General features: G+C 41.5%; 23 protein-coding genes and 1 other RNA gene. 16 read left to right on the forward strand and 8 right to left on the reverse strand.

The genetic code is table 11. The features are described 5' to 3' along the window. From EC846_RS06195 to EC846_RS06215, 5 genes are all read left to right on the forward strand, one after another. The coding region (locus tag EC846_RS06195; protein ID WP_228200663.1) for a YadA-like family protein at positions 1-3,768 on the forward strand (3,768 nt) is incomplete at its 5' end. A gap of 57 nt (positions 3,769-3,825) precedes the next feature. Further along, the gene (gene tpgA, locus EC846_RS06200; protein WP_123774578.1) at positions 3,826-4,617 is read left to right on the forward strand and encodes a trimeric autotransporter adhesin/peptidogylcan-associated protein TpgA; all 792 of its coding nucleotides are present in this window, start codon (positions 3,826-3,828) and stop codon (positions 4,615-4,617) included. A 355-nt stretch (positions 4,618-4,972) separates the two neighbouring features. Continuing rightward, entirely contained in the window at positions 4,973-5,173 is a 201-nt protein-coding gene (locus tag EC846_RS06205) for a hypothetical protein (RefSeq protein WP_004773777.1), read from the forward strand. Positions 5,174-5,457: 284 nt separating this feature from the next. Next, positions 5,458-6,696, forward strand: coding sequence for a putative solute-binding protein (locus tag EC846_RS06210; RefSeq protein ID WP_004773776.1), 1,239 nt, complete (start codon positions 5,458-5,460; stop codon positions 6,694-6,696). Positions 6,697-6,784: 88 nt separating this feature from the next. After that, positions 6,785-7,537, forward strand: coding sequence for an NAD-dependent epimerase/dehydratase family protein (locus EC846_RS06215; RefSeq protein WP_123774579.1), 753 nt, complete (start codon positions 6,785-6,787; stop codon positions 7,535-7,537). Positions 7,538-7,547: 10 nt separating this feature from the next. On the opposite strand, the gene ssrS is transcribed toward EC846_RS06215, so the two are convergent. From ssrS to EC846_RS06230, 3 genes are all read right to left on the reverse strand, one after another. Further along, a non-coding RNA gene (gene ssrS / locus EC846_RS06220) (6S RNA) lies at positions 7,548-7,729 on the reverse strand. 90 nt (positions 7,730-7,819) lie between these two features. Beyond that, positions 7,820-8,107, reverse strand: coding sequence for a cell division protein ZapA (locus EC846_RS06225; RefSeq protein WP_005258901.1), 288 nt, complete (start codon positions 8,105-8,107; stop codon positions 7,820-7,822). A 2-nt stretch (positions 8,108-8,109) separates the two neighbouring features. Further along, entirely contained in the window at positions 8,110-8,664 is a 555-nt protein-coding gene (locus EC846_RS06230; protein ID WP_004773773.1) for a hypothetical protein, read from the reverse strand. A 66-nt stretch (positions 8,665-8,730) separates the two neighbouring features. Here EC846_RS06230 and EC846_RS06235 point away from each other — a divergent pair, with 66 nt between their 5' ends. From EC846_RS06235 to EC846_RS06255, 5 genes are all read left to right on the forward strand, one after another. Beyond that, on the forward strand, positions 8,731-9,363 hold the full coding sequence (locus EC846_RS06235; RefSeq protein ID WP_047429095.1) for a UPF0149 family protein: 633 nt from the start codon (positions 8,731-8,733) through the stop codon (positions 9,361-9,363). 69 nt (positions 9,364-9,432) lie between these two features. Continuing rightward, entirely contained in the window at positions 9,433-10,746 is a 1,314-nt protein-coding gene (locus EC846_RS06240) for an aminopeptidase P N-terminal domain-containing protein (protein WP_123774580.1), read from the forward strand. 450 nt (positions 10,747-11,196) lie between these two features. Continuing rightward, positions 11,197-12,408, forward strand: a complete 1,212-nt coding sequence (gene ubiH / locus EC846_RS06245) for a 2-octaprenyl-6-methoxyphenyl hydroxylase (RefSeq protein WP_123774581.1) — start codon at positions 11,197-11,199, stop codon at positions 12,406-12,408. Beyond that, positions 12,405-13,637 (forward strand): FAD-dependent monooxygenase, encoded by a 1,233-nt coding sequence (locus EC846_RS06250; protein ID WP_123774582.1) that lies wholly within the window; start codon positions 12,405-12,407, stop codon positions 13,635-13,637. The genes ubiH and EC846_RS06250 overlap by 4 nt, the downstream gene beginning before the upstream one ends. Positions 13,638-13,811: 174 nt before the next feature. Continuing rightward, on the forward strand, positions 13,812-14,060 hold the full coding sequence (locus tag EC846_RS06255) for a hypothetical protein (RefSeq protein ID WP_005258891.1): 249 nt from the start codon (positions 13,812-13,814) through the stop codon (positions 14,058-14,060). A gap of 25 nt (positions 14,061-14,085) precedes the next feature. On the opposite strand, the gene EC846_RS06260 is transcribed toward EC846_RS06255, so the two are convergent. Then, positions 14,086-14,535: a MerR family transcriptional regulator gene (locus EC846_RS06260; RefSeq protein WP_123774583.1), complete on the reverse strand. Its 450-nt coding sequence runs from the start codon at positions 14,533-14,535 to the stop codon at positions 14,086-14,088. Between the two features lie 61 nt (positions 14,536-14,596). Here EC846_RS06260 and EC846_RS06265 point away from each other — a divergent pair, with 61 nt between their 5' ends. Beyond that, positions 14,597-15,238 carry a cation transporter gene (locus EC846_RS06265; protein ID WP_123774584.1) on the forward strand — a complete coding sequence of 214 codons (642 nt, stop codon included), beginning with the start codon at positions 14,597-14,599 and terminating at the stop codon, positions 15,236-15,238. 62 nt (positions 15,239-15,300) lie between these two features. Here EC846_RS06265 and rsmI read toward each other — a convergent pair whose 3' ends face one another. Continuing rightward, positions 15,301-16,143 (reverse strand): 16S rRNA (cytidine(1402)-2'-O)-methyltransferase, encoded by an 843-nt coding sequence (gene rsmI, locus EC846_RS06270; RefSeq protein ID WP_005258885.1) that lies wholly within the window; start codon positions 16,141-16,143, stop codon positions 15,301-15,303. Positions 16,144-16,159: 16 nt separating this feature from the next. Here rsmI and EC846_RS06275 point away from each other — a divergent pair, with 16 nt between their 5' ends. From EC846_RS06275 to EC846_RS06290, 4 genes are all read left to right on the forward strand, one after another. Beyond that, positions 16,160-17,092, forward strand: coding sequence for a penicillin-binding protein activator (locus EC846_RS06275; RefSeq protein ID WP_004773759.1), 933 nt, complete (start codon positions 16,160-16,162; stop codon positions 17,090-17,092). A 12-nt stretch (positions 17,093-17,104) separates the two neighbouring features. Further along, entirely contained in the window at positions 17,105-17,512 is a 408-nt protein-coding gene (locus EC846_RS06280) for a YraN family protein (RefSeq protein WP_005258881.1), read from the forward strand. A 65-nt stretch (positions 17,513-17,577) separates the two neighbouring features. Continuing rightward, positions 17,578-18,288: a BON domain-containing protein gene (locus tag EC846_RS06285; protein WP_004773756.1), complete on the forward strand. Its 711-nt coding sequence runs from the start codon at positions 17,578-17,580 to the stop codon at positions 18,286-18,288. Positions 18,289-18,291: 3 nt separating this feature from the next. Beyond that, complete coding sequence (locus tag EC846_RS06290) at positions 18,292-19,164, forward strand: alpha/beta hydrolase (RefSeq protein ID WP_004773754.1); 873 nt, start codon at positions 18,292-18,294, stop codon at positions 19,162-19,164. 72 nt (positions 19,165-19,236) lie between these two features. Here EC846_RS06290 and EC846_RS06295 read toward each other — a convergent pair whose 3' ends face one another. Further along, on the reverse strand, positions 19,237-19,485 hold the full coding sequence (locus tag EC846_RS06295; RefSeq protein WP_123774585.1) for a helix-turn-helix domain-containing protein: 249 nt from the start codon (positions 19,483-19,485) through the stop codon (positions 19,237-19,239). 211 nt (positions 19,486-19,696) lie between these two features. Between EC846_RS06295 and EC846_RS06300 the strand changes: the two genes are divergently transcribed. Further along, entirely contained in the window at positions 19,697-20,242 is a 546-nt protein-coding gene (locus tag EC846_RS06300) for a hypothetical protein (protein WP_123774586.1), read from the forward strand. Here the strand turns inward: EC846_RS06300 and nudC are convergent. Both nudC and EC846_RS06310 read right to left on the reverse strand, forming a co-directional pair. Beyond that, positions 20,239-20,991: an NAD(+) diphosphatase gene (nudC, locus tag EC846_RS06305; RefSeq protein ID WP_123774587.1), complete on the reverse strand. Its 753-nt coding sequence runs from the start codon at positions 20,989-20,991 to the stop codon at positions 20,239-20,241. The two genes, EC846_RS06300 and nudC, sit on opposite strands and share 4 nt — an antisense overlap. Then, positions 20,991-22,637, reverse strand: a complete 1,647-nt coding sequence (locus EC846_RS06310; RefSeq protein ID WP_123774588.1) for a chemotaxis protein — start codon at positions 22,635-22,637, stop codon at positions 20,991-20,993. Before EC846_RS06310 ends, nudC begins: the two co-directional genes overlap by 1 nt. Between the last annotated feature and the right edge of the window lie 85 nt (positions 22,638-22,722).

Genomic DNA, 22,722 nt, shown 5'->3' on the forward strand with positions numbered 1-22,722 from the left:
AACCAGATCACAGATACCAAGACTGAGTTAAACAACACGATCACGAACACCAAGACCGAGTTGGAAAACAAAGGATTGAACTTTGCGGGCAATGCTGGTGCAGACGTTCATCGTAAGTTAGGTGACAAGTTAAACATCGTGGGTGGTGCTGATGCTGCAACAGCAGAAGACAAGACCAGCGGTGAGAACGTGATCACACGTACCACAGAAGATGGCATCAAGATTGAATTGTTGAAAGATGCGAAGTTCGACAGTATTACCACTGGCGACAGCGTATTAAACAACAATGGCTTAACCATTAAAGACGGTCCAAGCATTACTAAAGATGGTATCAACGCGGGTAATAAAGTCATTACTAACGTTGCTGATGGTTCAATTGCCAATGGATCTAAAGATGCAGTGAATGGCGGTCAGGTGAAGAATATCTCTGACAGCATCAAGAACAGCATCGGTGGTAATACAACGGTTAATCCAGACGGTAGCATTACAACCAACAACATTGGTGGTACAGGCAAAAACAACATCAATGATGCGATCAAGTCAGTTGATGACAAAGTGACTAATGGTGTGAATGACCTGACCAATACAGGTCTCAACTTTGCTGGTAATGCGGGTAAGGATGTACACCGTAAGTTGGGTGACAAGTTAAACATCATCGGTGGAGCTGATGCTGCAACAGCAGAAGACAAGACCAGCGGTGAGAACGTGATCACACGTACCACAGAAGATGGCATCAAGATTGAATTGTTGAAAGATGCGAAGTTCGACAGCATCACGACTGGTGACAGTGTATTAAATAACAATGGCTTAACCATTAAAGATGGCCCAAGCATTACTAAAGATGGCATCAATGCAGGTAACAAGGTTATTACCAACGTTGCTGATGGCGTAAATGGTAAAGATGCAGTCAATGTTGACCAGTTAACCAATGTTAAAGATGGTTTAGATGGCAAGATCACGGATACCAACAACAAGTTAGATGATGCGAAGAAAGACTTGGGTAACCAGATCACCAATACTAAAGATCAGTTAACCAATCAGATTACTGATACCAAGACTGAGTTAAACAACACGATCACGAACACCAAGACCGAGTTGGAAAACAAAGGCTTGAACTTTGCTGGTAATGCAGGTGCAGATGTTCATCGTAAGTTGGGTGACAAGTTAAACATCGTAGGTGGTGCGGATGCTGCAACAGCAGAAGACAAGACTAGCGGTGAGAACGTGATCACACGTACCACAGAAGATGGCATCAAGATTGAATTGTTGAAAGATGCGAAGTTCGACAGCATCACGACTGGCGACAGCGTATTAAACAACAATGGCTTAACTATTAAAGATGGCCCAAGCATCACTAAAGATGGCATCAACGCGGGTAATAAAGTCATTACTAACGTTGCTGATGGTTCAATTGCCAATGGATCTAAAGATGCAGTGAATGGCGGTCAGGTGAAGAATATCTCTGACAGCATCAAGAACAGCATCGGTGGTAATACGACTGTTAATCCAGACGGTAGCATTACAACCAACAACATTGGTGGTACAGGCAAAAACAACATCAATGATGCGATCAAGTCAGTTGATGACAAAGTGACTAATGGTGTGAATGACCTGACCAATAAAGGTCTCAACTTTGCTGGTAATGCCGGTGCAGATGTTCATCGTAAGTTGGGTGACAAGTTAAACATCGTAGGTGGAGCTGATGCTGCAACAGCAGAAGACAAGACCAGCGGTGAGAACGTGATCACACGTACCACAGAAGATGGCATCAAGATTGAATTGTTGAAAGATGCGAAGTTCGACAGCATCACGACTGGCGACAGCGTATTAAACAACAATGGCTTAACCATTAAAGATGGCCCAAGCATTACTAAAGATGGCATCAATGCAGGTAATAAAACGATTACCAACGTTGCCGATGCTGTAAATGGTAAAGATGCAGTCAATCTTGACCAACTTCATAAAGTTATCACGGGTGACAATTCGATCAATAATGGCGGAGCAATCACTAATATTGGTGGTACTGGTAAAGATAATGTTAATGATGCGATTAGCCATGTAAAAGACGCTGCAACTAAAGCGAAAACGACAGTTACTGAAGGCGATAACATTGTAGTTAAAGAAACCACCAATAAAGATGGTAGTACAAACTACGAAGTTTCGACTAAGAAAGACTTAACTTTAGATAGCGTTACGACTGGCGACAGCGTATTAAACAACAATGGCTTAACCATCAAAGATGGTCCAAGCATCACTAAAGATGGCATTAATGCAGGTAATAAAGTCATCACTAACGTTGCTGATGGTTCAATTGCCAATGGATCTAAAGATGCAGTGAATGGCGGTCAGGTGAAGAATATCTCTGACAGCATCAAGAACAGCATCGGTGGTAATACGACTGTTAATCCAGACGGTAGCATTACAACCAACAACATTGGTGGCACAGGCAAGAACAACATCAATGATGCGATCAAGTCAGTTGATGACAAAGTGACTAATGGTGTGAATGACCTAACCAATAAAGGTCTCAACTTTGCTGGCAATGCGGGTAAAGATGTACACCGTAAGTTGGGTGACAAGTTAAACATCGTGGGTGGTGCGGATGCAGAAACAGCAGAAGACAAGACCAGCGGTGAGAACGTGATCACACGTACCACAGAAGATGGTATCAAAATTGAATTGTTGAAAGATGCGAAGTTCGACAGCATTACCACTGGCGATACTGTATTGAACAATAACGGCTTGGTCATTAAAAACGGCCCAAGTATTACCAAAGATGGCATCAACGCGGGTAATAAAACAATTACTAACGTTGCTGATGGCGTAAATGGCAAAGATGCAGTCAATGTTGACCAGTTGAATAAATTGAAAGATCAGATCGGTAAAGACATCGGTAATCTTTCAGATAACGCGGTTCAATATGACAAAGATAAAGATGGCAATGTTGATAAGAACTCAGTGACTTTAGGTGGTGGTGATAAGGGCACTAACTTGAAGAATGTTGCTGATGGTAAGGTTGAGAAAGATTCTAAAGATGCGGTGAATGGTGGTCAGTTGTGGGATGTCAAACAGAATGTTGACAAGAACACAAATGATATTCAGAACATCCAGAACAATATCAACAACATCAACAATGGTAAGTCTGGTCTTGTTCAGCAACAGGAGTCAAATGGCGAAATTACTGTTGGTAAAGATACTGGTGGTAAGAGCGTCAATATGGCTGGTAAAGATGGTGACCGCGTTGTTAAAGGTGTCGCAGATGGAACGATTGCAAAAGGTTCTAAAGATGCAGTGAATGGTGGTCAGATCCATAATATTTCTGACAGCATCAAGAATAGCATTGGCGGTAACACGACGGTTAATCCAGACGGTACGATCAAAACCAACAACATTGGTGGTACAGGCAAAGACACGATTCATGATGCGATTGGTACATTGAACCAGTCAAATCAGGAATTGGGTAACCGTATTACTAACCTTGGTGATCAGTTACAACAAGCGTTCTACGATACCAACCAACGTATTGATAGCGTAGAGAAAAAAGCCAATGCTGGTGTTGCAGCTGCGATGGCATTAGAAGCAGCTCCATTTGTTGCAGGTAAATATACCTATGCTGCGGGTGCTGCTTACCATGGTGGTGAAAATGCAGTCGGCGTAACTTTGCGTAAAACTTCTGATAATGGTCGCTGGTCAATTACCGGTGGTGTTGCAGCGGCATCTCAAGGTGATCCAAGCGTACGTATCGGTATCAGCGGTGTAATCAACTAAGAAACTGGCGGGGAGAGCGCAGGCTCTCCTTACTCAACAAATGAAGAGAGTAATGAAATGAAAAAAACGATTCAATGCTTAGCAGTAGCAGCTCTTGCTGGTTTCTCAGTAGCGACTTATGCAGATGAAGATACAACTCCAGTTCAGCAAGAAGAAATCAAGTTTCCTGCGGTTGAAAAGAGTTATTTAAAACAGGTAAAACGTTATGAATATGACGATGTTGCCCGTTTAGATACAGGTTTAACCAAAGACCAGATTCGTCATTTATTGGGGAATCCTCAATTTAGCGAAGGCGTATTCTTTGTTAAGACCTGGAACTATGTTTTAGATATTCGCCAGCCGAATAGCCAAGACTATTTACGTTGCCAACTCCGCGTCGATTTTGACAAAAAATATTTGTCAGAAAGATTGTCATGGAAAGGTGAAGCATGTGAAGGTTTAATGGCTTGGGGTGCAAATAATCAGGTGCCTAACGATGCAAACCTAAATACTGCACGTTCTGGCAGCGTATTCTTTGCCTTTGACCGTTTCAATGCCAATGCAATTGAACAAGGTTCGGCTTCGGTATCAGCGATTGCACAACGTATTAAGCAAAGCAATGCATCAGGTCCAATCCTTGTCGCTGGCTTTGCGGATCCATTAGGCAAATTTGCTTATAACCATCAATTATCAGCACAACGTGCCAATACAGTCGCGAAGTTGCTGGTAAATGAAGGTGTTGATGCAAGCCGTATTCAAATTCAAGCAAATAGCCAGACTGACTTATATCAGCAATGTGCGGCTAATAAAGCCAACTCTAAACTTGTTGGTTGTTTGGCACCAAACCGACGCGTTAACGTAAGCTGGTAAGCCAGTTCATCTTAAAAAATGGCTGCTTTAAAGTGGCCATTTTTTTATGCCTTTATGAAATAAGGAATCTAAAATGCAGTTAAACCGATGCATGAAGTAAAAAATATTTTGTATGAATTTTTACGAAAATCTAATTTTTTGTGAACTGTTAGACAAAATGTGTAATTTTGCTTAATAAATGATCTAGAATGCAGCGCGTGAGATAACAGCTTTAGATGTCAATTATATGTATCTCAACCATTAAATAAGTATTTTTTAGCAGGAATGGTCTGCTTGGATTGACCATTTGCGGGGATAGAAGTTTAGCGACTTTAGAAAATACTTCACATTGCGATGACTTTTTAGAGAGAAAACGATGTTTGAATCAAAAAATCTAATTGTTCTGGATCAAATGCTTGTCTTAAAAAAAGAAGGTAAACGTGATTTAGTCTATGAGAATGATACGCTTCTCAAGGTCAAAATGATTTCTAACCAGCATATCGTGGTAGAAGATGATGCTCAGACCAGCTTTTTATTGAAACCTCAGGATGAAAATGTGGTTTGGTCATTTATTTAATCTGAAACACCTTGGATAAGCTGCTTGTTTTCATGTCATAGAAAGCAGCTTATTCGGCATATTTCAGTTAATTCGGCCTTCCAATAAAAATATCCGATAAACGTATTACGCCTTTTCTAACACAACATCCTTTACCTGCTCAGCATCTTTTATGGCTAAAATGGGGCGGTTTGTTTATTTTGACTCAATTGACACGCACCGACCAAATACAGTCAATTCTATTTTTATCTTTTCTCCTTAACTTGAATAAAACTGTTGGGAAATAGCTAAAAATGGATCGGTCTATGCACAATAATAAATTTATCAAATTCACAAAATCCTTTTTGACGCACTGCGTTCTGGCAAGCTCGATATTGCTGATGAATACCACTTATGCAGCGCCAGAAGGAAAGCTGGATTTAACGCTGTCGACACATTCACAGAATAAGATCAAACAACTGCTGAATGATCCAAAAACATGGCAACAGATTCCCAAGCAAGTTACTTTATGTGTGTTTTCACCCAATGGTGAACATAGCGAGGCTTTTGAACAGGCCACCAGTTATATCACTGAAATCCCCCGTATGGTTCGTGTCGCGAAGCAATTCGGTGTCAATATGAATGTGACCCGACCTTCGCATCTGCAATTCAAGCTAGATTTTGATTATCCCAAATTAAAAAAAGAAGCCTCGACTCTAGTTAATCTAAAGGTCTATACCAACGAAGCGGTGCTTACGGAAGATTTTCGTAGTAAGCGTTGTGATGGGGCGGGGATTAGTAACCTTCGAGCCAAACAGTTTAATAAATTTGTAGGCAGTATCGATGCGATTGGTGCATTACAAACCTATAAACAGCTCAGTTCTGTGATTCAGGTTTTGGCTAATCCAAAATTCGATGAAAAGATGGTGAATAAAGATTATGAGGTTGTTGGTATCGTGCCGTTGGGTGCGGCTTATATCATGGTGACCGATCGTAATATTAATACTTTGGCAAAAGCTGCTGGTAAGAAAGTAGCGGTATTCCAGTTCGATGAAACGCAAAAAAAACTGGTGCAGAATGTCGGAGCACAACCTGTATCTGTGGATTTGGTGACGGTAGGTGGAAAGTTTAATAATAAAGAAGTCGATATTATGGCTGGGCCAGCGATTTTATTTGAGCCATTGGAACTACAAAAAGGCATGACTGATAAATCAGGTAAAGCCGTTGGTGGCATCATTAAATTCCCTGTGATACAGGTCACCGGCACCCTGATTATGCATCGTAATAAATTTCCAGCAGGGATGGGCTCTATTGCACGTGAAGTGATTTCCAAACAGCTGAATCCAGCCTTTGAATTTGTCGATAAAATTGAGGCTAATATCCCTGACAAGTTTTGGTTAAAGCTGAATGAAAGTGATAAGCCTGGCTATGTGCGCTTGATGCGTGAAGCGAGGATTCAAATGACCAAAGAAGGCTTTTATGACAAGGATATGATGAAGTTGTTAAAACAGGTACGTTGTTCACAAGAGCCGAGCAATTATGAATGTGCTTTGAAAGATGAGTGATTAAGCTCAATTAAAGTGATGCATGTATAGAATAGTGTAGAAAATATCGGCATTATTTTATCAGTTCATCGATTAAGCAACTTTTTAAATGAAAAATAATCATTCTGATCGACCAATTGTCTTTGTTGCTGGGGCAACAGGTGCAATCGGCTATAAACTTTGTCTTATTCTCAAGCAAAAGGGCTTTAATGTTTATGGTTTGACTCGCTCAGCTGACAAGGCAAAGTTTCTTCAAGCAATCGGTGTTCATCCGAGGATTGCAGATATTTTTGATGCGGAAAGGATTAAAGAAATAATAAGTGAAGTTGCGCCAGATGTGGTGATTCATCAACTCACAGATTTACCTTATGGTTTACAGCTAGATTTAATGGAACAAGCACGCATTAGAAATGCAAAAATTAGAAAAGTGGGAACTTACAATCTTATTCAGGCTTTAACAAACAAATCCTGTAAGTTAATTGTCCAAAGCATCGCTTTTGCTTATGTGCCAGATCAGCCTTACTATGATGAACAAACAGAATTAGATCTAGATTCAGTCAATCCTGTATTGAAGTTGAATGCTGAGAGTATTTATACATTGGAGCAACAGGTTCTTGGCTATGGATCGAACAGTGTGATTCTGAGATATGCAAAACTGTATGGGAGTGCGACAGGATGTAGTGCTGCTCAGCTATGTAAAGTCCACGTCGATGCCGCTGCATATGCTGCTTATTTAGCGATTGAAAAGGGCGAGGGGATTTATCAAATTGTTGAAGATGAACAATTATATTTGAATGAAAAAGCCAAAATAGAGTTGGGGTTTAATCCAGATTATCGTTTTTATATGAACATAAGTCATTGAATACTTAAAATAATGCTCCAGAGGTGCCGCTGCATGGTCGTTACCCTGAACCCGATGAGTTCAAGGTGGAGGTGACGCGTACTTAACGGGTTTCCTACTCGAGGCAGGCATACACTCAAAATACACAGAACACATCCATAAATTTAAGTATCGGCAGGGGAATAGACGTACTGGCGAACACCCTAGAGACAGTTTTAGTATAACTGATCTTTACACGATGACAATCCTTGCAAGGCAGTTATCTGTAAAGATACTTACTAATTGATGGGGCTTTGTGCAATTTTACTCAACAATTTGTTCGACATCTTCCAAAATGGTTTGGAGTAGATGTTCGCAGTGGGCATATTCCTGTAAAGACTTATTCAGGCTAAACACTTCCTGCGCCATTTGTAGCGCCACCATAATCACAAGTTTGTTGTGTTCTACACGCGGTGCATTGCGACGCATATCATGGAACTTCTGATTCAATAGTTCCGCAGCACGTTCCAGTTCTTCACGTTTATCTTCAGTCGTGTTTAAACGAAAAGTCTGTTCAATTAAGCGAAGTTCGACAACGATTGATTCACTCATGATCAGGTCTCCTCGTGTGTTTCAGCATTTGGATGGGCGAGTTGCTGAATTTCTTGTGCATGTTGATCTTGGGCCGTACCTAAAATAGAAAGACGCTGGATAATGGCTTCCACTTTAGATTTTGCAAGTTCATTTTTTTGCAACAAACGATCACGATCCTGTTGTAAATCCTGAATTTCTTGTTGGCTATGACGTTGCTGTGCTTGTAATTTTTCTTTGTTCACACGCAAGTCATTACGCTCAGCCAAGATTTCTTGGAAGCGGTTTTTTAAATCAGTGGTGCTTTTCTCTAAACGGCTATAACGTTCCGCTAAAGTTGTTGCATCTTGATTCAGTTGTTTAAATTGATCTTGTAACTGAGTCAGTTGTTCAGTTAAGTTATCAACTTCTTCCTGCTTTTGCGTGATGATGCTATTTTTCTGCACAACTTGTGCATGATGGTCAGTTTCAGCTAATTGTTTAGCTTCAGTGAGCGATGTATTTTCTCGCTCAAAGTGATGTAGGCGTGTTTTTAAAACACCAATATGCGCTTGTAGACGCTGTAATTGTTCTAACATAACGAAGGTCGCACAGAGTTGCAATCAAAGGTAATATATACAGCAGTATAGAGATTGGATAAACGAATGCAAGACGATATTTCAGGTTGGACGGAATGGAATGCCCATTTTGATGGGATTGAAGAAATTTCAAGTCCAAGTGAGTTACATGGTTTACTCACTGGTATAGTTTGTGTGACACAAGCGCCAACCGCAGATGAATGGTCACAAATCTTAAACACCCTTAATGTACCTGCTTTACAGCCAGAAGCACTGGAAAGTTTGACAGATGAAGCAGAAGATGTGGCGCATGCTTTATCTGATGATGAATTAGACTATTTACCAATGCTCCCAGATGACAATCATTTGCTGGTCGATCGTGTTCAGGCATTGGCTGACTGGTGTGCAGGGGTTGTACTTGGTTTTGGTTTAGCTTCAGGTCATATTCGTGGCGAGGAGCAAGAGCTGATTGAACATTTACAAGATGTTGCAGCGGTTGAGTTTGAAGACTCGGACAATGATGAAGAAGGCGAAGAAAGCTATCAGGAATTGTATGAGTTTGTACGCTTGATTCCGGTGAGCCTGTCGATTGGCCGTACCAAGATTCCTGTTGCTGAAAGTTCTTTGTTACAAAACTTTCATGCTAAAAGCAGAAACTCGGATAACCCAGCTGATCCGCAAACCGTGGTAGAAATGTTTACCCCACATCGTCCGAGTTAACTCGGGCGGTGCCTTAAACTTTTATAAATAAAGATACTTACAATTATTCATCTTCATCAGAAGGACAATATGAAATTAAGTCAGGCCGATTTTAAACTACGTCGTGATCTTCTTGCTCAACAGATAGGTAGCAATAGTATTGCCATTATTGTGACTCGAGCAGAAATGTATCGTAACCGCGATGCGGATTATAAATATCGTGCAGACAGTAGTTTTTATTATCTGACTGGATTTGCAGAGCCAGAAGCAGTTGCCGTGATCGAAACCTTTGAAGAAGGTGAGGAATATAGCTATAGCTTATTCTGCCGCGAACGTAATCGTGAAATGGAAATCTGGAATGGTTATCGTGCAGGTATTGATGGTGCGATTGAAATTTATGATGCAGATGAAGCTTATGCAATTGATCTACTTGATGAAGAAATCATCGATAAATTATTGAATAAACAACGTCTTTACTATCGTATTGGGCAGAATGCCGAGTTTGATGCGCGTGTCAGCCAGTGGATTCAGAAGGCGGATGCACATCGTGGGGGTACTGCGCCAGCAGAAGTTGTTCAGCTTGATCGTATTGTTGATGAAATGCGTTTGAAAAAATCGGCACAAGAAATTGAGTTGATGCAGATTGCATCGAATATCAGTGCTGAAGCGCATACCCGTGCCATGCAAATGGTTAAACCTGAGATGATGGAATACGCGCTTGAAGCGGAACTCAATTATATCTTTGGTAAAAATGGCTGTGTGCCAGCGTATAACAGTATTGTAGGTGGCGGTGAAAATGCCTGTATTTTGCACTATGTTGAAAATAACCAGCCATTAAAAGATGGTGATTTAGTGCTGATTGATGCGGCATGTGAATATGAGTTCTACGCATCGGACATTACTCGTACATTCCCTGTAAATGGTAAATTCAGCCCTGAACAAAAAGCATTATACAACGTGGTTCTTGATGCTCAGCTAGCTGCGATTGATGCAACCCGTATCGGCAATCCTTATAAATATCCGCATGAAGTGGCTGTGAAGATTTTAACTCAAGGTCTGGTTGATCTTGGTTTAATGAGTGGCAATGTGGATGAGCTGGTTGAAAGCGAAGCATTCCGTCAATTCTTTATGCATGGTACAGGGCATTGGCTTGGTATGGATGTGCATGATGTCGGCACTTATAAGAATGGCGAAGACTGGCGTGTTTATGAAGCTGGTATGGTTGTGACCGTTGAGCCAGGTTTATATGTTGCACCTGATGATGAAACGGTCGATGCAAAATGGCGTGGTATCGGGATTCGTATCGAGGACGATATTATGGTCACTGAAAATGGGCCATTGGTTCTAACAAAGAATGTGGTGAAAACCGTTGAAGAAATTGAAAGCTTGATGGCGAGTCATTAAGTTGAGATTTAAAAAAAGGCTTATCGATAGATAGGCCTTTTTATTTGCTTTGATGTTCAAAACAAACTTTTGAATATATTTTAAAAACATAGACCAAACAAAGTACAAATTCCCTTCCTGATTTGAGTTAGAGTAAGATAGGCTAGGGTCTGTTGATATTTCACAAATGCTTGCGACAGTGGACATTTTTTAGGTGATACAAGGCATGGCTTATGTAATTTAGTCATTCTAAATAAATAAGCCATAACGCCGTAGCGTCAAAAAATGTCCCTGTCCCACAGGGTTGTGGCTAAAACTTCCTTAAACTTTGTTATGAAACTTGACAAGGGAGTTCGCCATTGCCTACGTTTCATGCCTCGTTTAAGTTGTTTTAGCCAACAACGCAACCATAGATGAAATATCAACAGACCCTTAACATCAAGTCATGAAAAACTGATAAGGAATAATATTATGCAGCAACAAGTCATCATTGTCGGTGGAGGTATGGTTGGACTCAGCCTTGCTCTAATGTTGGCGAAAGCTAATATCGCAGTAAAGCTATTAGAAGCTGTGAAATATCCGAATTACGATGACGAAAATGTTGCCCCTTATCATTCCAGTTTTGATGCGCGTAATACCGCATTGTCACGTCGTAGTGTACAGATTTACCAAAAGTTAGGTCTGTGGGATGCTTTACAGCAACATGCGACACCAATTCTGCAAGTACATATTACTGAGCAAGGGAGTTTTGGTAAGGCACGCCTCGTCGCTGAACAAGAAAAAGTAGAAAGCTTCGGACAAGTGATTGAGAACGCATGGTTAGGCCGTGTATTGCTAACCCAAGTGCGTCAACAGCCGTTGATTGAGTTGATTGATGGTGTCCAAGTGACCTCACTCACGCAAAATGAGGATCAGGTTCATATCGAAGCGATGCGTAATGGTGAATATATCCATTCCTTAAAATCCAAGTTGGTGATTGCTGCCGATGGTCGTGATTCTTTCTGCCGACAAGCGATTGGGGTAGGTGTGGATGAGCATGATTATGACCAAGTCGCGATTGTGACTACCGTACAAACTTCTAAACCTCATCAGCATGTTGGTTTTGAGCGTTTTAGCGCATTAGGGCCATTGGCACTCTTACCTTTACCGGGTGAATATCGTCGCTCGGTGGTATGGCCTGTGAAGAAGGGCACTGAAGCAGAATGGTTAGGTGAAGAAAACGACCAGCACTTCCTCGATGCTTTACAGGAAACCTATGGTGACCGTGCTGGGAAATTTGAAAAAACGGGTAAGCGTTTTAGCTATCCATTGGCACAAGTGTTGGCGCATAAGCAGGCCGTTGGGCGTGTGGTGCTCATGGGTAATGCAGCACATACGATTCATCCAGTCGCTGGACAAGGTTTTAACCTGTGCTTGCGTGATGCGGATGTACTGGTTCGTTTCCTGATGGAGCAATTGGCGAAGTCAGATGATATTGGCGCACCTGAAAATTTATTGGCCTATGAGCAATCCCGTTTAAAGGATCAGCAACGTGTGATCAAGTTCTGTGATTCGGTGGTGCGTGGTTTTAGTAATCAGAATCCAATTCTTAAATTATTACGCAATACGGGACTGATTGCATTTGATGTGATTCCGGGCGTTAAGCCTTTGGTTGCCAATTATGCGATGGGACTAAAAGCATGAGCGAAATGTTAGATGTTGTCATCGTCGGTGGTGGTCTGGTTGGTGGTTTAACCGCTTTATTGTTGGCCCAAGGTGGGGTACAAGCTACAGTGCTGGATGCTGCGCCTGTACTTGATCAGGATAAAACACTGGCCGTCATGAATCCTCGTGTATTGGCACTTAGTCAGGCGACGATTCACTTACTCAAAACGGTTGATGTCTGGAATGATTTAGCGCGCCAAATGCCTTATTCAGGCATGCAGGTCTGGAATAAAAATGGCTATGGCGAAATCAATTTTGGACATGCTTCTGAGCAGCCACCCCAGTCAGATCAAGCCTTAGGTTCAATGGTCGAACCGAGTGTCTTGAATGTTGCCATTCAACAGAAAATGTTGCAGCAGCTTAAAGATTACCGTACTCAAGTCAAGGTGATTCGAATTGAACAGATTCCACAAGGCTGGTCGATTCAACTGGCGGATGGCACAACATTAAAAACGAAGTTGCTCATTGGTGCAGATGGTGCGAACTCTTTTGTCCGAGAGCAAGCCTATATCGATTTAGATATATTGGATTACAAACAGGCTGCAATCAGTTGCGCGATTAAAACTACACAGCCTAATCAATATGTGGCTCGCCAGATTTTCTTGCCGACAGGCCCATTGGCTTATTTACCGATGGCAAGTCTGGATGCGCAGGAAAATGGTTACTGGCAGTCGATTGTCTGGACATTGCCCGATGATTATGCCGATGAATATTCAGCGCTTACTGATCAGGAGTTTATGCAATTGCTGACTCAGGAAAGTTTACAGATGCTGGGTGAGGTGGTTGAAGTACGTTCCAGAGCACAATTCCCACTGAAAGCACGCGCAGCGCAACGTTATATTAAATCGGGGCTGGCATTGATTGGTGATGCAGCACATGTGATTCATCCTCTAGCAGGACAAGGCGTGAATATCGGTTGTCTGGATGCCGCCGTACTTTGTGATGTCTTACTGCATGATTTAAAGCGTGGTGTATGGGCCAATGAGCAAACCTTGCTGCGTTACGAGCACCAGCGTAAAGGCCAGAATGATGCGATGATGCATAGCATGTCTGCGATTGGCTGGTTGGAAAGTTCAGAGCTATTCCCGTTTGTGTGGGCGCGAAATTTTGGTCTTAAACAGGTGGAACAGTTCGACTGGTTCAAAGATCGTTTTATGCAGCAGGCGAACGGATTAGGTGTGTTGAAAGACACACAATATGCGTGCTAAAAAATAGTAGATATTTTTTAAACAATCATTTATAAATCAGAGTGAATTTGGTCGTAAAAAATACGATTTAATCAAGATTGTACTTTGCGAATTGACGAGAGCTTGCTAAATTTCACCAAGTTCTGATGACCAAATAGCGATGATGAGAAATTTAGTCATTGTGGGGAGATTAATATGACGGAAATGAATGATTACGACGAAAACACAGAAGATTCTGCTGTAGACGACGAAGAGGCGAAAGCCGCAGAAACTGGTGCAGATAGCGAAGAGTCGAGCGCCAATGATGCCGATCTTGCTGAAGCAGAAACGTTAACGGTGACTGCAAAGCAGAAACAACGTCAGGCTTTAGAAGATGAAGTGGCTGCGTTTCTTGCACGTGGTGGACGCATTACCGAAGTTCCGCCAGATGAACATCAAGATTAAGTCGAATACAGACATCAAAAAAGCATCACGATTGTGGTGCTTTTTTGTGTTGATGTGATTCATGTTCACATTCGAGTGGTTGATGTAGTTCTTTTAAAATTCCACATTGTTCAATGGTCCGGTGTTGCGAGCATTGTTGTTTTAAATGCGTTAGATCCTGCTTGAGATGTTCTAGGTTTCGAATCTTCTGAGAAACTTCTGCAAGATATTGATCAATCAGATGATCTACTTCCATACAGGTTTGATTCGGGTTCTCTGACATATCCTTGAGCTTTTGAATATCCTGTAAGGTAATGCCCAGTTCACGGCAATGCTTTAGAAACAGGAGTTCTGACAGCATCTGTTCAGAATAATGTCGATAATTTCCCGCCGTGCGTTTGGCTTTCTGAAGCAGCCCAATTTTTTCATAATAACGAATCGTATCCACAGATACGCCAGACTTTTTCGCCAATTGCCCAATTGTAAAATTTATCATGCTTGACTCTGGAGTTACTCTAGGGTTTTAAATCATTATAAAAGATTAAGTGAGAAAAGTCATGGCAGGATGTGGATGCAACACAACATGTTCACCAACACAAAAGATTAGTCCGAAGTTTCGTAGAGCTTTGTGGATCGCGCTCGTTCTAAATGCGCTGATGTTCTTTGTGGAAATTATTGGTGGTTCACATGCACGCTCTGTATCGTTATGGGCCGATGCGTTAGATTTTGCAGGTGATGCGGCTAACTATGCCATCTCATTGGCAGTGTTATCCATGACTTTGTATTGGCGCGCGACTGCAGCTTTAGTTAAAGGGATTACTATGGCGGCATTTGGTATTTTTGTGATTGTTAAAGTGTTTTGGTCATGGTGGCTGGGTGTTACACCTGAACCAATGCTTATGGGGGCGATTGGTGTACTTGCACTTGCGGTGAATGTGGTTTCTGCGCTGCTGCTTTATGCATTTCGTGATGGTGATGCCAATATGCGTTCAGTGTGGTTGTGCAGCCGTAATGATGCAATTGCCAATATCGCGATTATCGTCGCAGCTGTTGGTGTGTTAGGCACAGGAACCATGTTTCCCGATTTATTGGTCGCTTTTGTGATTGCTTATCTTGGTGTGTCTTCGGGGCTGAGCGTAATTAAGCAGGCGAGGGCGGAAAGAAAAATGGATCAAGGTAATATCATGACTAAGGCTTAATATATTGTTCTTACTGCATATTTAAATGATAAGGGGAGATTTTTATAATCTCCCCTTATGTTTTATTCATTATTTTGGGTGAGTTCCAAAGCACGCTGGTAAGCGACTTTCTTTTTAATACCAGTCAAATCCGCAGCCAATTGCGACGCCGCTTTGACTGATAAATCCTGTAATAAGCGTTTTAGCAATTCATCCAGTTTATCCTGTTCCATGTCTTTTTCTGCGGATGCACCGCCGACCACCACCACGATTTCACCTTTTTCTTGATTGTGATCATTTTCAATAAAAGTGACCAGTTCTTTTAAGGTCATTTTCTTGATAGTTTCAAATGTCTTGGTAATTTCACGTGCAAAACCAACAGGACGATCTTCACCAAAGACCTGAACCATATCTTGAATACACGCCAGAATACGGTGTGGTGCTTCATAGAAAATCAGGGTCTGGGTTTCATCTTTGAGCTTTTCAAGCTGGCCAATTCGCTGTGACGCCTTGGATGGCAAGAAGCCTTCAAAGCTAAAACGGTCACTTGGTAAACCCACCGCACTTAATGCAGCAATTGCAGCACAGGCACCTGGTACAGGAATTACGCGAATGCCGTGTTCTTGTGCAGCACGAACCAGTTTAAAACCGGGATCGCTAATCAGGGGCGTTCCAGCATCACTAATTAAGGCAACACTCTCACCATTTAGCATTTTTTGGAGAAGTTGATCAATTTTGTTACTTTCGTTGTGATCATGACACGCTGTTAGCGGAGTTGAGATATTATAGTGTTTGAATAATTGAGCAGATTGACGAGTGTCTTCTGCGGCAACCACCGAAACGGATTTTAATATATCAATTGCACGAAAGGTCATATCATCTAAGTGCCCAATCGGGGTTGCTACAACAAATAATTGAGCACTCATAAAAGGTAACTCCCTAATGTATTACAAAAAATATTGGCTGCTACTCAGTTTGGCAGCAATTGTGAGTCCAGTTTATGCGGACGTACTGGTGATTCTACCTGAATCTGGTGCGATGGCGCGAGCTGGTCAGAGCATCAAACGCGGTTTCTTGAGTGCTTATACAGCATCTGGTAGCAAAGAAAAAATCATTTTTGTAGATTCCGCAAAAAATAACATCGATACGATTTTCAAAAAACGGGTTAATAATAAAACTCGTTTGATTGTTGGTCCATTGGCTCGACCTGATATTGAAAATGTGATGCAGCGTAATCCGGCGATTCCGGTATTGGCATTGAATGATATGAATTCCCAAGCCACCAATGTCTGGCAGTTCAGTCTGGCCAAGCAGCATGATGCAGTGGCGCTGAATCAATTATTGAAAAAAGACAAAATTAAAAAGCTGCTGGTGGTGCGTCAGGCGGGCACAGAGTCGGCAACAGAGCTATTTATGATGGCATTGATGTCCGAGTTTGGTTCGGATATTCATGTGGTCAATGAAGTCCCTAAAAAACTGTCACGTCGAGAAGGGCTGTTATTGCTCGGTGATCATCAGTGGCTAGAACAATTAGGAACACTGCCAGAAAAGAATATTTATGCGACAGCACTGAGTATTGAGCAGGATAAACCGATTCCTACAGGATTAAGCTTCTGTGATACGCCTGCTTTATATAATGGGCATTGGGCTGATGTTGTCAAAGCTTATAAAGAGCAACCTGAAAATATGGCTTTCCAGCGTTTACTGGCTTTCGGTGGAGATGCTTGGACCATCAGTCAGCAATTTCTCAGCAGTCCTGACCGCAAGTTTAATTTTGAAGGTCGTACTGGGGCAATTGAGGTGAAGGATGGTAAAATTTACCGACAACCGTATTGTTATCAACAGCAGAAAAATGGCATTCAGGTGTTGAAATAAGTTGACCGATCTATGCAACAGACATTTCAGGATTTAGGGCAATGGGCTGAACAGACAGCGCTTGCCTTTTTACAATCACATGATTATGAATGCGTAACGCAAAATTATCATTCACGTTATGGCGAAATTGATCTTATTGTCCAGCGCCAGCAGGAGCTGGTCTTTGTTGAAGTCAAAGCCAGATCGGCTGGAAGTTATGCTGAAGCATGTGAGGTCATTTCCCCAACTCAACAGCGAAAAATTATTAAAACTGCACAGCTATTTTTACAGAAATATCCTAAATATTATGACTTTGATTGCCGTTTTGATGTGATTTGTTTTGATTTTCCACAGAAAATTGCAAAAACAGTACAACCAGATTTTTCAAAATTGCAGTATGATCAGCAATGGATTGAACATGCATTTACTTTAGATGGGTGAATGTACGGTCTAAAGCTAAATATTGAAATTGAACAAATTTGTTTGTAGTTAGGGAGTCTTGCCAAGTGTTAAAACGTTTAACGATTACGTTGCTTTGCGCTGCAAGTTTATCGGGATGTGCGAGTTTTATTTCTGGTGGTACGGGAACGTCGCCAGTTGGAACAAATAGTGGTGAACGTAGTCTAGGGCAGATTTTTATTGATTCTTCAATCAAGCGTACTGCAAATATCAATTTGTATAAATTAGACCACCGTTTTAAACAGTCACGTATCAACATTGAAAGTTTTCACAGCAATGTTTTATTGACAGGACAAGTGCCTGATCCATATTTGAAACAGCTGGCTGAAGACAACTTACGCTCAATGACGGATGTTAAAGCAGTACACAACTATATTACGGTAGGCGACAAAGTTGGCTACAACACCATCATGCAAGATGCGACGGTGACTGCAAATACTCGCGGCTTGTTAATGAAAGCGCCAGTGGTATCGGACAGTAAAGTACTGGTACATACAGAAAATGGCGTACTTTATGTGATGGGACGTTTAAATACAGCTGAATCACGAGATTTGGATGACGTCTTACAAAAAGTTGGAAATGTGACTAAAATTGTGACGCTCATTGACAATGTGGACCAGCCTTCAGGTACTGTAGCGAGTTCAACAGCAGCAGCCCCAATGGTGGGTACTGCGACGACACAGCCTTTAGTTGAGACACCTGTTGCAATTGACCCAGATCAGGCGGACCCTGCGACCATTACTCCAACTAATCCTTAATTTATGAAGCAACTCATCCAACAAGTACAAGAAAATGTCATCAAGGCGAAAACGTTATATCAGGAGTTTCGCCTTTATGATTTTGCCAGTTATTCAATTAACTATTTAACGCCTAAAGATACTTTTGAAAAAGAAGAGCATCTAGCCTATGGGCTCAAAGCAAGACAGCGTCTGGATCTGTATCGGACTAAAAATCCGAAAAAGCAAAGACCCTTGATTGTATTTGTACATGGCGGTTCTTGGCAGCATGGCAATAAGCGTGATTATTTATTTGTTGGAGAAAGCTTTGCCAGAGAAGGCTATGATGTTGCGGTGATTAACTATCATCTTGCACCAGCGCATATCTTTCCCACCTTTATTGATGATATTGCGCAAGCGATTCATTACCTGAGTCAGAATCAGGACAAACTCAATATTTCGACAGATAACATCATATTGATGGGCCACTCAGCGGGTGCTTTTAATGTGATGTCTGTGGTGTATTCAGCTTATTCACAAAGTTTTAAATATAAAGACAAGATCCGTGCAATTGTTGGCATGGCTGGCCCTTATCATTTCGATTATAAGGGTGACCCACTGGCAGAGCATGCCTTTGATCAGAAAGTGTCGTATCAGCAAGTCATGCCCTATTACTTTATTGAGCCGAACCAGATTAAGCATTATTTATTGATGGCTGAACAGGATCAACTGGTTGGTAAAGAAAATAGCTTTGATCTGGATAAAGCATTAAGAGAAAAGGGCAATCATAGTCATATCGCCGTGATTCCAAAGACAGGGCATATTACGATTGTGGCAACACTGGCAAGTTTAATGAGCCATTATTTCAAAACCAAACGTACAATTCTGCATTTTCTGGATGAGGCATTAGAGCCTTAATACACATCTTGATCTGATTGATCCGTTCGGATCGTGAGGGCAGATTGCTGAGAGAACAGTGATCTGCCTTTTTTAGTTTGATTGCATAGCATCAAGAATGAGATGAATCCCTGTTTGCGGATCAATGCTCAAGGCTGCGCAATACCAGACATATTCCACCACATCTAGACGCCGTTCACCTTGCTCTACTTTTTGTACATACGAGTGTGGCTTAGCCATGCGCGATGCTAATTCGCGCATAGTCAATTGTTGTATTTTGCGCTGCTGCTTAAGCCAATGGCACAAAATGTTCATTTCATCGGTATGAATGCTACTTGTCATTGTACCTATTTATGGTAAATTGACTTAATTACCCAAAATAGGTACAAATCTGGTGTTGGGTAATGCATGAAAAAATCTGAATATGTGTGATAGATCAATAAAAAATTAAATACTTTGAGGGTGATTCAATGTTGTGCAGCAGGTACAAAAAATCGCAATTAAGGCGAGTTTTCTTATTGCTAAATAGGAATGTGAAAGCAGGTGCAATTGAATGGAGGATATGAATTGCAACAGCGATATAAAACATTGGGCACAAGCGTTGATGAGAGAGGATCCGATCCCGAATGTCTTGTTTTTACCGCCACAACCACTTGAACCGGAAATATTTCCTCCAGAAGTGGTGCCTGCAACCTTGGCAAATCTATTTCATTTTCTGATCCGTAATGAAGATGGACAGTGTGAGACGACACTTGCCCCAGTCATTCAATCTTTATTTAGCCATTATCCCGATGCCCAGCAAAAGCTGGTTCAACGTATACTTCAATCCAGATCTGGAATGATGTTGAAACTTATTGCTTCACAACTGGTGAGTATTTCACAGCTACTGGATCAGCAGACGCATGAGTGGTTAATACAACAAACGCTGAGCCTGATGTTCTATCGGCAATGGACAGATGAGCAGGTACATGAGGTACTGAACCAATTATCTCAAGCGTTGAATATTGATTCAGCACAGATGCAGGCGATTATTGCAGGGCTCAAAGGCATTCGTGGATCAGACAATACTGATAAACATCAATCCAATGAAAGGATTTAGGCCACCTTTTTGTTTTCGATCATTTGCATAATCATGTTATGCGCAATACTGCCTTTAAAGGGAATTTCTGGCAGCTGATCGAATTTAAAGAATTGTGCATCACTGATTTCTTCAAGCTGAAGCTGGATTTCACCAGAATCATATTCAGCATGAAAGGCAATCATCAGGTTACTTGGAAATGGCCAAGGCTGGCTCGACATATAGCGGATATTTTTCAGTTTCAGTCCGACTTCTTCAAATGCTTCGCGTTGTACGGCTTCTTCCAAAGTTTCGCCGACTTCAACAAAACCTGCGATCAGTCCATACATATTGGTTTTATTGTGCGCTGACTTAGCCAGCAGGACTTCATCCTTGCCTTTGGTGATAATGGTAATGATACACGGTTGAACACGTGGATATTGGTGATAAGCACACGCAGGGCAAATCATTGCATATTCTTTAGGATGTATTTCGGTTGCATGACCGCAGTGACTACAGAATTTGTGATTGCGTCGCCATTCCAGCAATTGAACTGCACGGCTGGCTTGCAAGAAATCACTGCTTGACCAGCTTTGAATAAGTTCCCGAATCGGAATGAGTTGGTAGCCTTCTGGGATGGCTTCATCTTCAAGAAGATCACGTGCGATGACGTGATCATTCTGATGGATGGGGAGGTCACTTGCTAACTTTTCAACCTTTGGCAGTTGAAAGTTTTCGTCTACTAAAAGTTTTTGGTGTTGAAAAATATAAGCAAGTGATAGTTGAGTCATTATGCGGCTTTAGATTGTAATTGCTGACTGTTTGATAATGCCACATCAAACATAGATTGCAAGACTGGTTGCTTGTTCTTCAAGTTATCAACTAGTAAATCCAAGCCTGCCACAACATTTAAAACACAATTAATTTCTTCCGCAGAGAAGGGCTGATTTTGCGTCAGACGATGCTGAGCGAATTGTGCTGCACCTACCAACGCATTTTGTTGTGCTGAACTACCAAGGAATAAAGCCGCACCAGCAAGCTCTTTCAAATAGCCTGGCAAAGCCTCTAGACTATGAGCGCTAGGGTCTTGCACGTAGAGACTTAAAGTCTGGGTTAAGGTTTCCACCAGTGTTTTGGTTTCAGTCAATAAGGCCTGATGCGCTTCATCTAAACGATCCAGCGAGATCTGCATATTATTGACGCGTAACTGTAAACGGCTCGAGGTGTAATTACGTTCTAGAATGCCAATAGAATTCATTGACGCTAGAATACTATTCATGAGCTGCTGCACTGAAGTGGCATCAGTTAAGGTATTTGGCAAACTCAGTTTTTCAGCTTGCTGGGTTAATTCTCGTGCAGCTTCGTTGAGATTCAATACCTTGAAAACATTGCAAAGTTGAGTCAGCTTTTGCTGAATTTCCTGTGTCTTTTCAGGTGACATATTTTGATGGTTATATTCAATTTCATTACGAATTTGAACCATCTCATTGGTCATTAACTGGCTAATGGTGTGCACTGTTTCATAGTCAGGGCCATATAAATGACGGCTCAGAACTTGAAGCTGGGTGTCGCTGAGTAATTCATCACCAATATTCAGCTGTTCACGAATATGTTCAGAAACTTCATCTTCCTGACTGATACAAATGCATAAAATGTCTGCCAGATCAGCAATGCTATTCTTGAAAATAGTTGGCTGTGCCAGAAATTTACCGATATTGGTTTCAATTTGGATCAACGTGCGTAAACGTGCTTCGGTAATTGAGAGTTCATCAATGTGACCTAAGCCAACGTTGACCAGTTGCCAGTACTGCTGACTTGGTTGGCCTGCCGCTAAACCAGCAAGATAAACACCCACTAATTTAATGCCTTGCAGGTCAAGCGCTGTTTCTGATTGTTTAATCAGTTTGTTTAGACAAAGCTTATATAGCTGATGAATATATTGCGATTGTTCCAGATTCGGTGCCTGAGGCAAATTAAAACTTGGTGTAATAAACTCAAGTAATGGTTGAACTGTCTGGCCTTCTTTGGTTAATGGGCGGCCTAATGCTTTTTCTAAACGGTTCAGTGTATCTAGCAAGAATTGCGGCACTTTTACTTCGCGTAAGCAGATAAACTCAATATAACGCTTCAGCATGGTCGTGCCTTCGCTTAGAGCAACCACATCACTGGTCTGAACCTGTTGAGGTTGAGCCATGATTTTACGCATCAACTCAGCAGAGTATTGAGTAATTTGTGATAAGTGAGGCATATCAATCAGAGCAAGTACTTGCGTACATTGTTCAAACTGGTTGAGCGCATCATCAATCCCGAATGGTAAGGCTTGTTCTTCGGCAAGGGTATTGACTGCTGTTTCTACCAATTTAATCGAGTTATCGATCTCATTTTTTATTATTAATAATGCCGTTGGGTCGAAGTGAATCGAGGTTTGGTAAGACATATGACCTACACCTTTCCTGAGTTGTTATATCCATGGGCCTTCTGTTGAGAAGGCCTAAATCTTTAATAGTTAATATAACGTAAGT

This window comes from Acinetobacter sp. BIGb0102 (assembly GCF_003815055.1).
Taxonomy (GTDB): Bacteria; Pseudomonadota; Gammaproteobacteria; order Pseudomonadales; family Moraxellaceae; genus Acinetobacter; species Acinetobacter vivianii.

What these genes read in the sequence shown, in the direction of transcription:
- EC846_RS06275 (WP_004773759.1), top strand. Translation starts at nt 16,160, where the DNA reads ATGTATTACAAAAAATATTGGCTGCTACTCAGTTTGGCAGCAATTGTG.
- tpgA (WP_123774578.1), top strand. Translation starts at nt 3,826, where the DNA reads ATGAAAAAAACGATTCAATGCTTAGCAGTAGCAGCTCTTGCTGGTTTC.
- EC846_RS06205 (WP_004773777.1), top strand. Translation starts at nt 4,973, where the DNA reads ATGTTTGAATCAAAAAATCTAATTGTTCTGGATCAAATGCTTGTCTTA.
- EC846_RS06235 (WP_047429095.1), top strand. Translation starts at nt 8,731, where the DNA reads ATGCAAGACGATATTTCAGGTTGGACGGAATGGAATGCCCATTTTGAT.
- EC846_RS06250 (WP_123774582.1), top strand. Translation starts at nt 12,405, where the DNA reads ATGAGCGAAATGTTAGATGTTGTCATCGTCGGTGGTGGTCTGGTTGGT.
- EC846_RS06265 (WP_123774584.1), top strand. Translation starts at nt 14,597, where the DNA reads ATGGCAGGATGTGGATGCAACACAACATGTTCACCAACACAAAAGATT.
- EC846_RS06215 (WP_123774579.1), top strand. Translation starts at nt 6,785, where the DNA reads ATGAAAAATAATCATTCTGATCGACCAATTGTCTTTGTTGCTGGGGCA.
- EC846_RS06255 (WP_005258891.1), top strand. Translation starts at nt 13,812, where the DNA reads ATGACGGAAATGAATGATTACGACGAAAACACAGAAGATTCTGCTGTA.
- EC846_RS06310 (WP_123774588.1), bottom strand. Translation starts at nt 22,637, where the DNA reads ATGTCTTACCAAACCTCGATTCACTTCGACCCAACGGCATTATTAATA.
- EC846_RS06210 (WP_004773776.1), top strand. Translation starts at nt 5,458, where the DNA reads ATGCACAATAATAAATTTATCAAATTCACAAAATCCTTTTTGACGCAC.
- EC846_RS06280 (WP_005258881.1), top strand. Translation starts at nt 17,105, where the DNA reads ATGCAACAGACATTTCAGGATTTAGGGCAATGGGCTGAACAGACAGCG.
- EC846_RS06300 (WP_123774586.1), top strand. Translation starts at nt 19,697, where the DNA reads ATGGAGGATATGAATTGCAACAGCGATATAAAACATTGGGCACAAGCG.
- EC846_RS06290 (WP_004773754.1), top strand. Translation starts at nt 18,292, where the DNA reads ATGAAGCAACTCATCCAACAAGTACAAGAAAATGTCATCAAGGCGAAA.
- ubiH (WP_123774581.1), top strand. Translation starts at nt 11,197, where the DNA reads ATGCAGCAACAAGTCATCATTGTCGGTGGAGGTATGGTTGGACTCAGC.
- rsmI (WP_005258885.1), bottom strand. Translation starts at nt 16,143, where the DNA reads ATGAGTGCTCAATTATTTGTTGTAGCAACCCCGATTGGGCACTTAGAT.
- EC846_RS06260 (WP_123774583.1), bottom strand. Translation starts at nt 14,535, where the DNA reads ATGATAAATTTTACAATTGGGCAATTGGCGAAAAAGTCTGGCGTATCT.
- nudC (WP_123774587.1), bottom strand. Translation starts at nt 20,991, where the DNA reads ATGACTCAACTATCACTTGCTTATATTTTTCAACACCAAAAACTTTTA.
- EC846_RS06225 (WP_005258901.1), bottom strand. Translation starts at nt 8,107, where the DNA reads ATGAGTGAATCAATCGTTGTCGAACTTCGCTTAATTGAACAGACTTTT.
- EC846_RS06295 (WP_123774585.1), bottom strand. Translation starts at nt 19,485, where the DNA reads ATGACAAGTAGCATTCATACCGATGAAATGAACATTTTGTGCCATTGG.
- EC846_RS06230 (WP_004773773.1), bottom strand. Translation starts at nt 8,664, where the DNA reads ATGTTAGAACAATTACAGCGTCTACAAGCGCATATTGGTGTTTTAAAA.
- EC846_RS06240 (WP_123774580.1), top strand. Translation starts at nt 9,433, where the DNA reads ATGAAATTAAGTCAGGCCGATTTTAAACTACGTCGTGATCTTCTTGCT.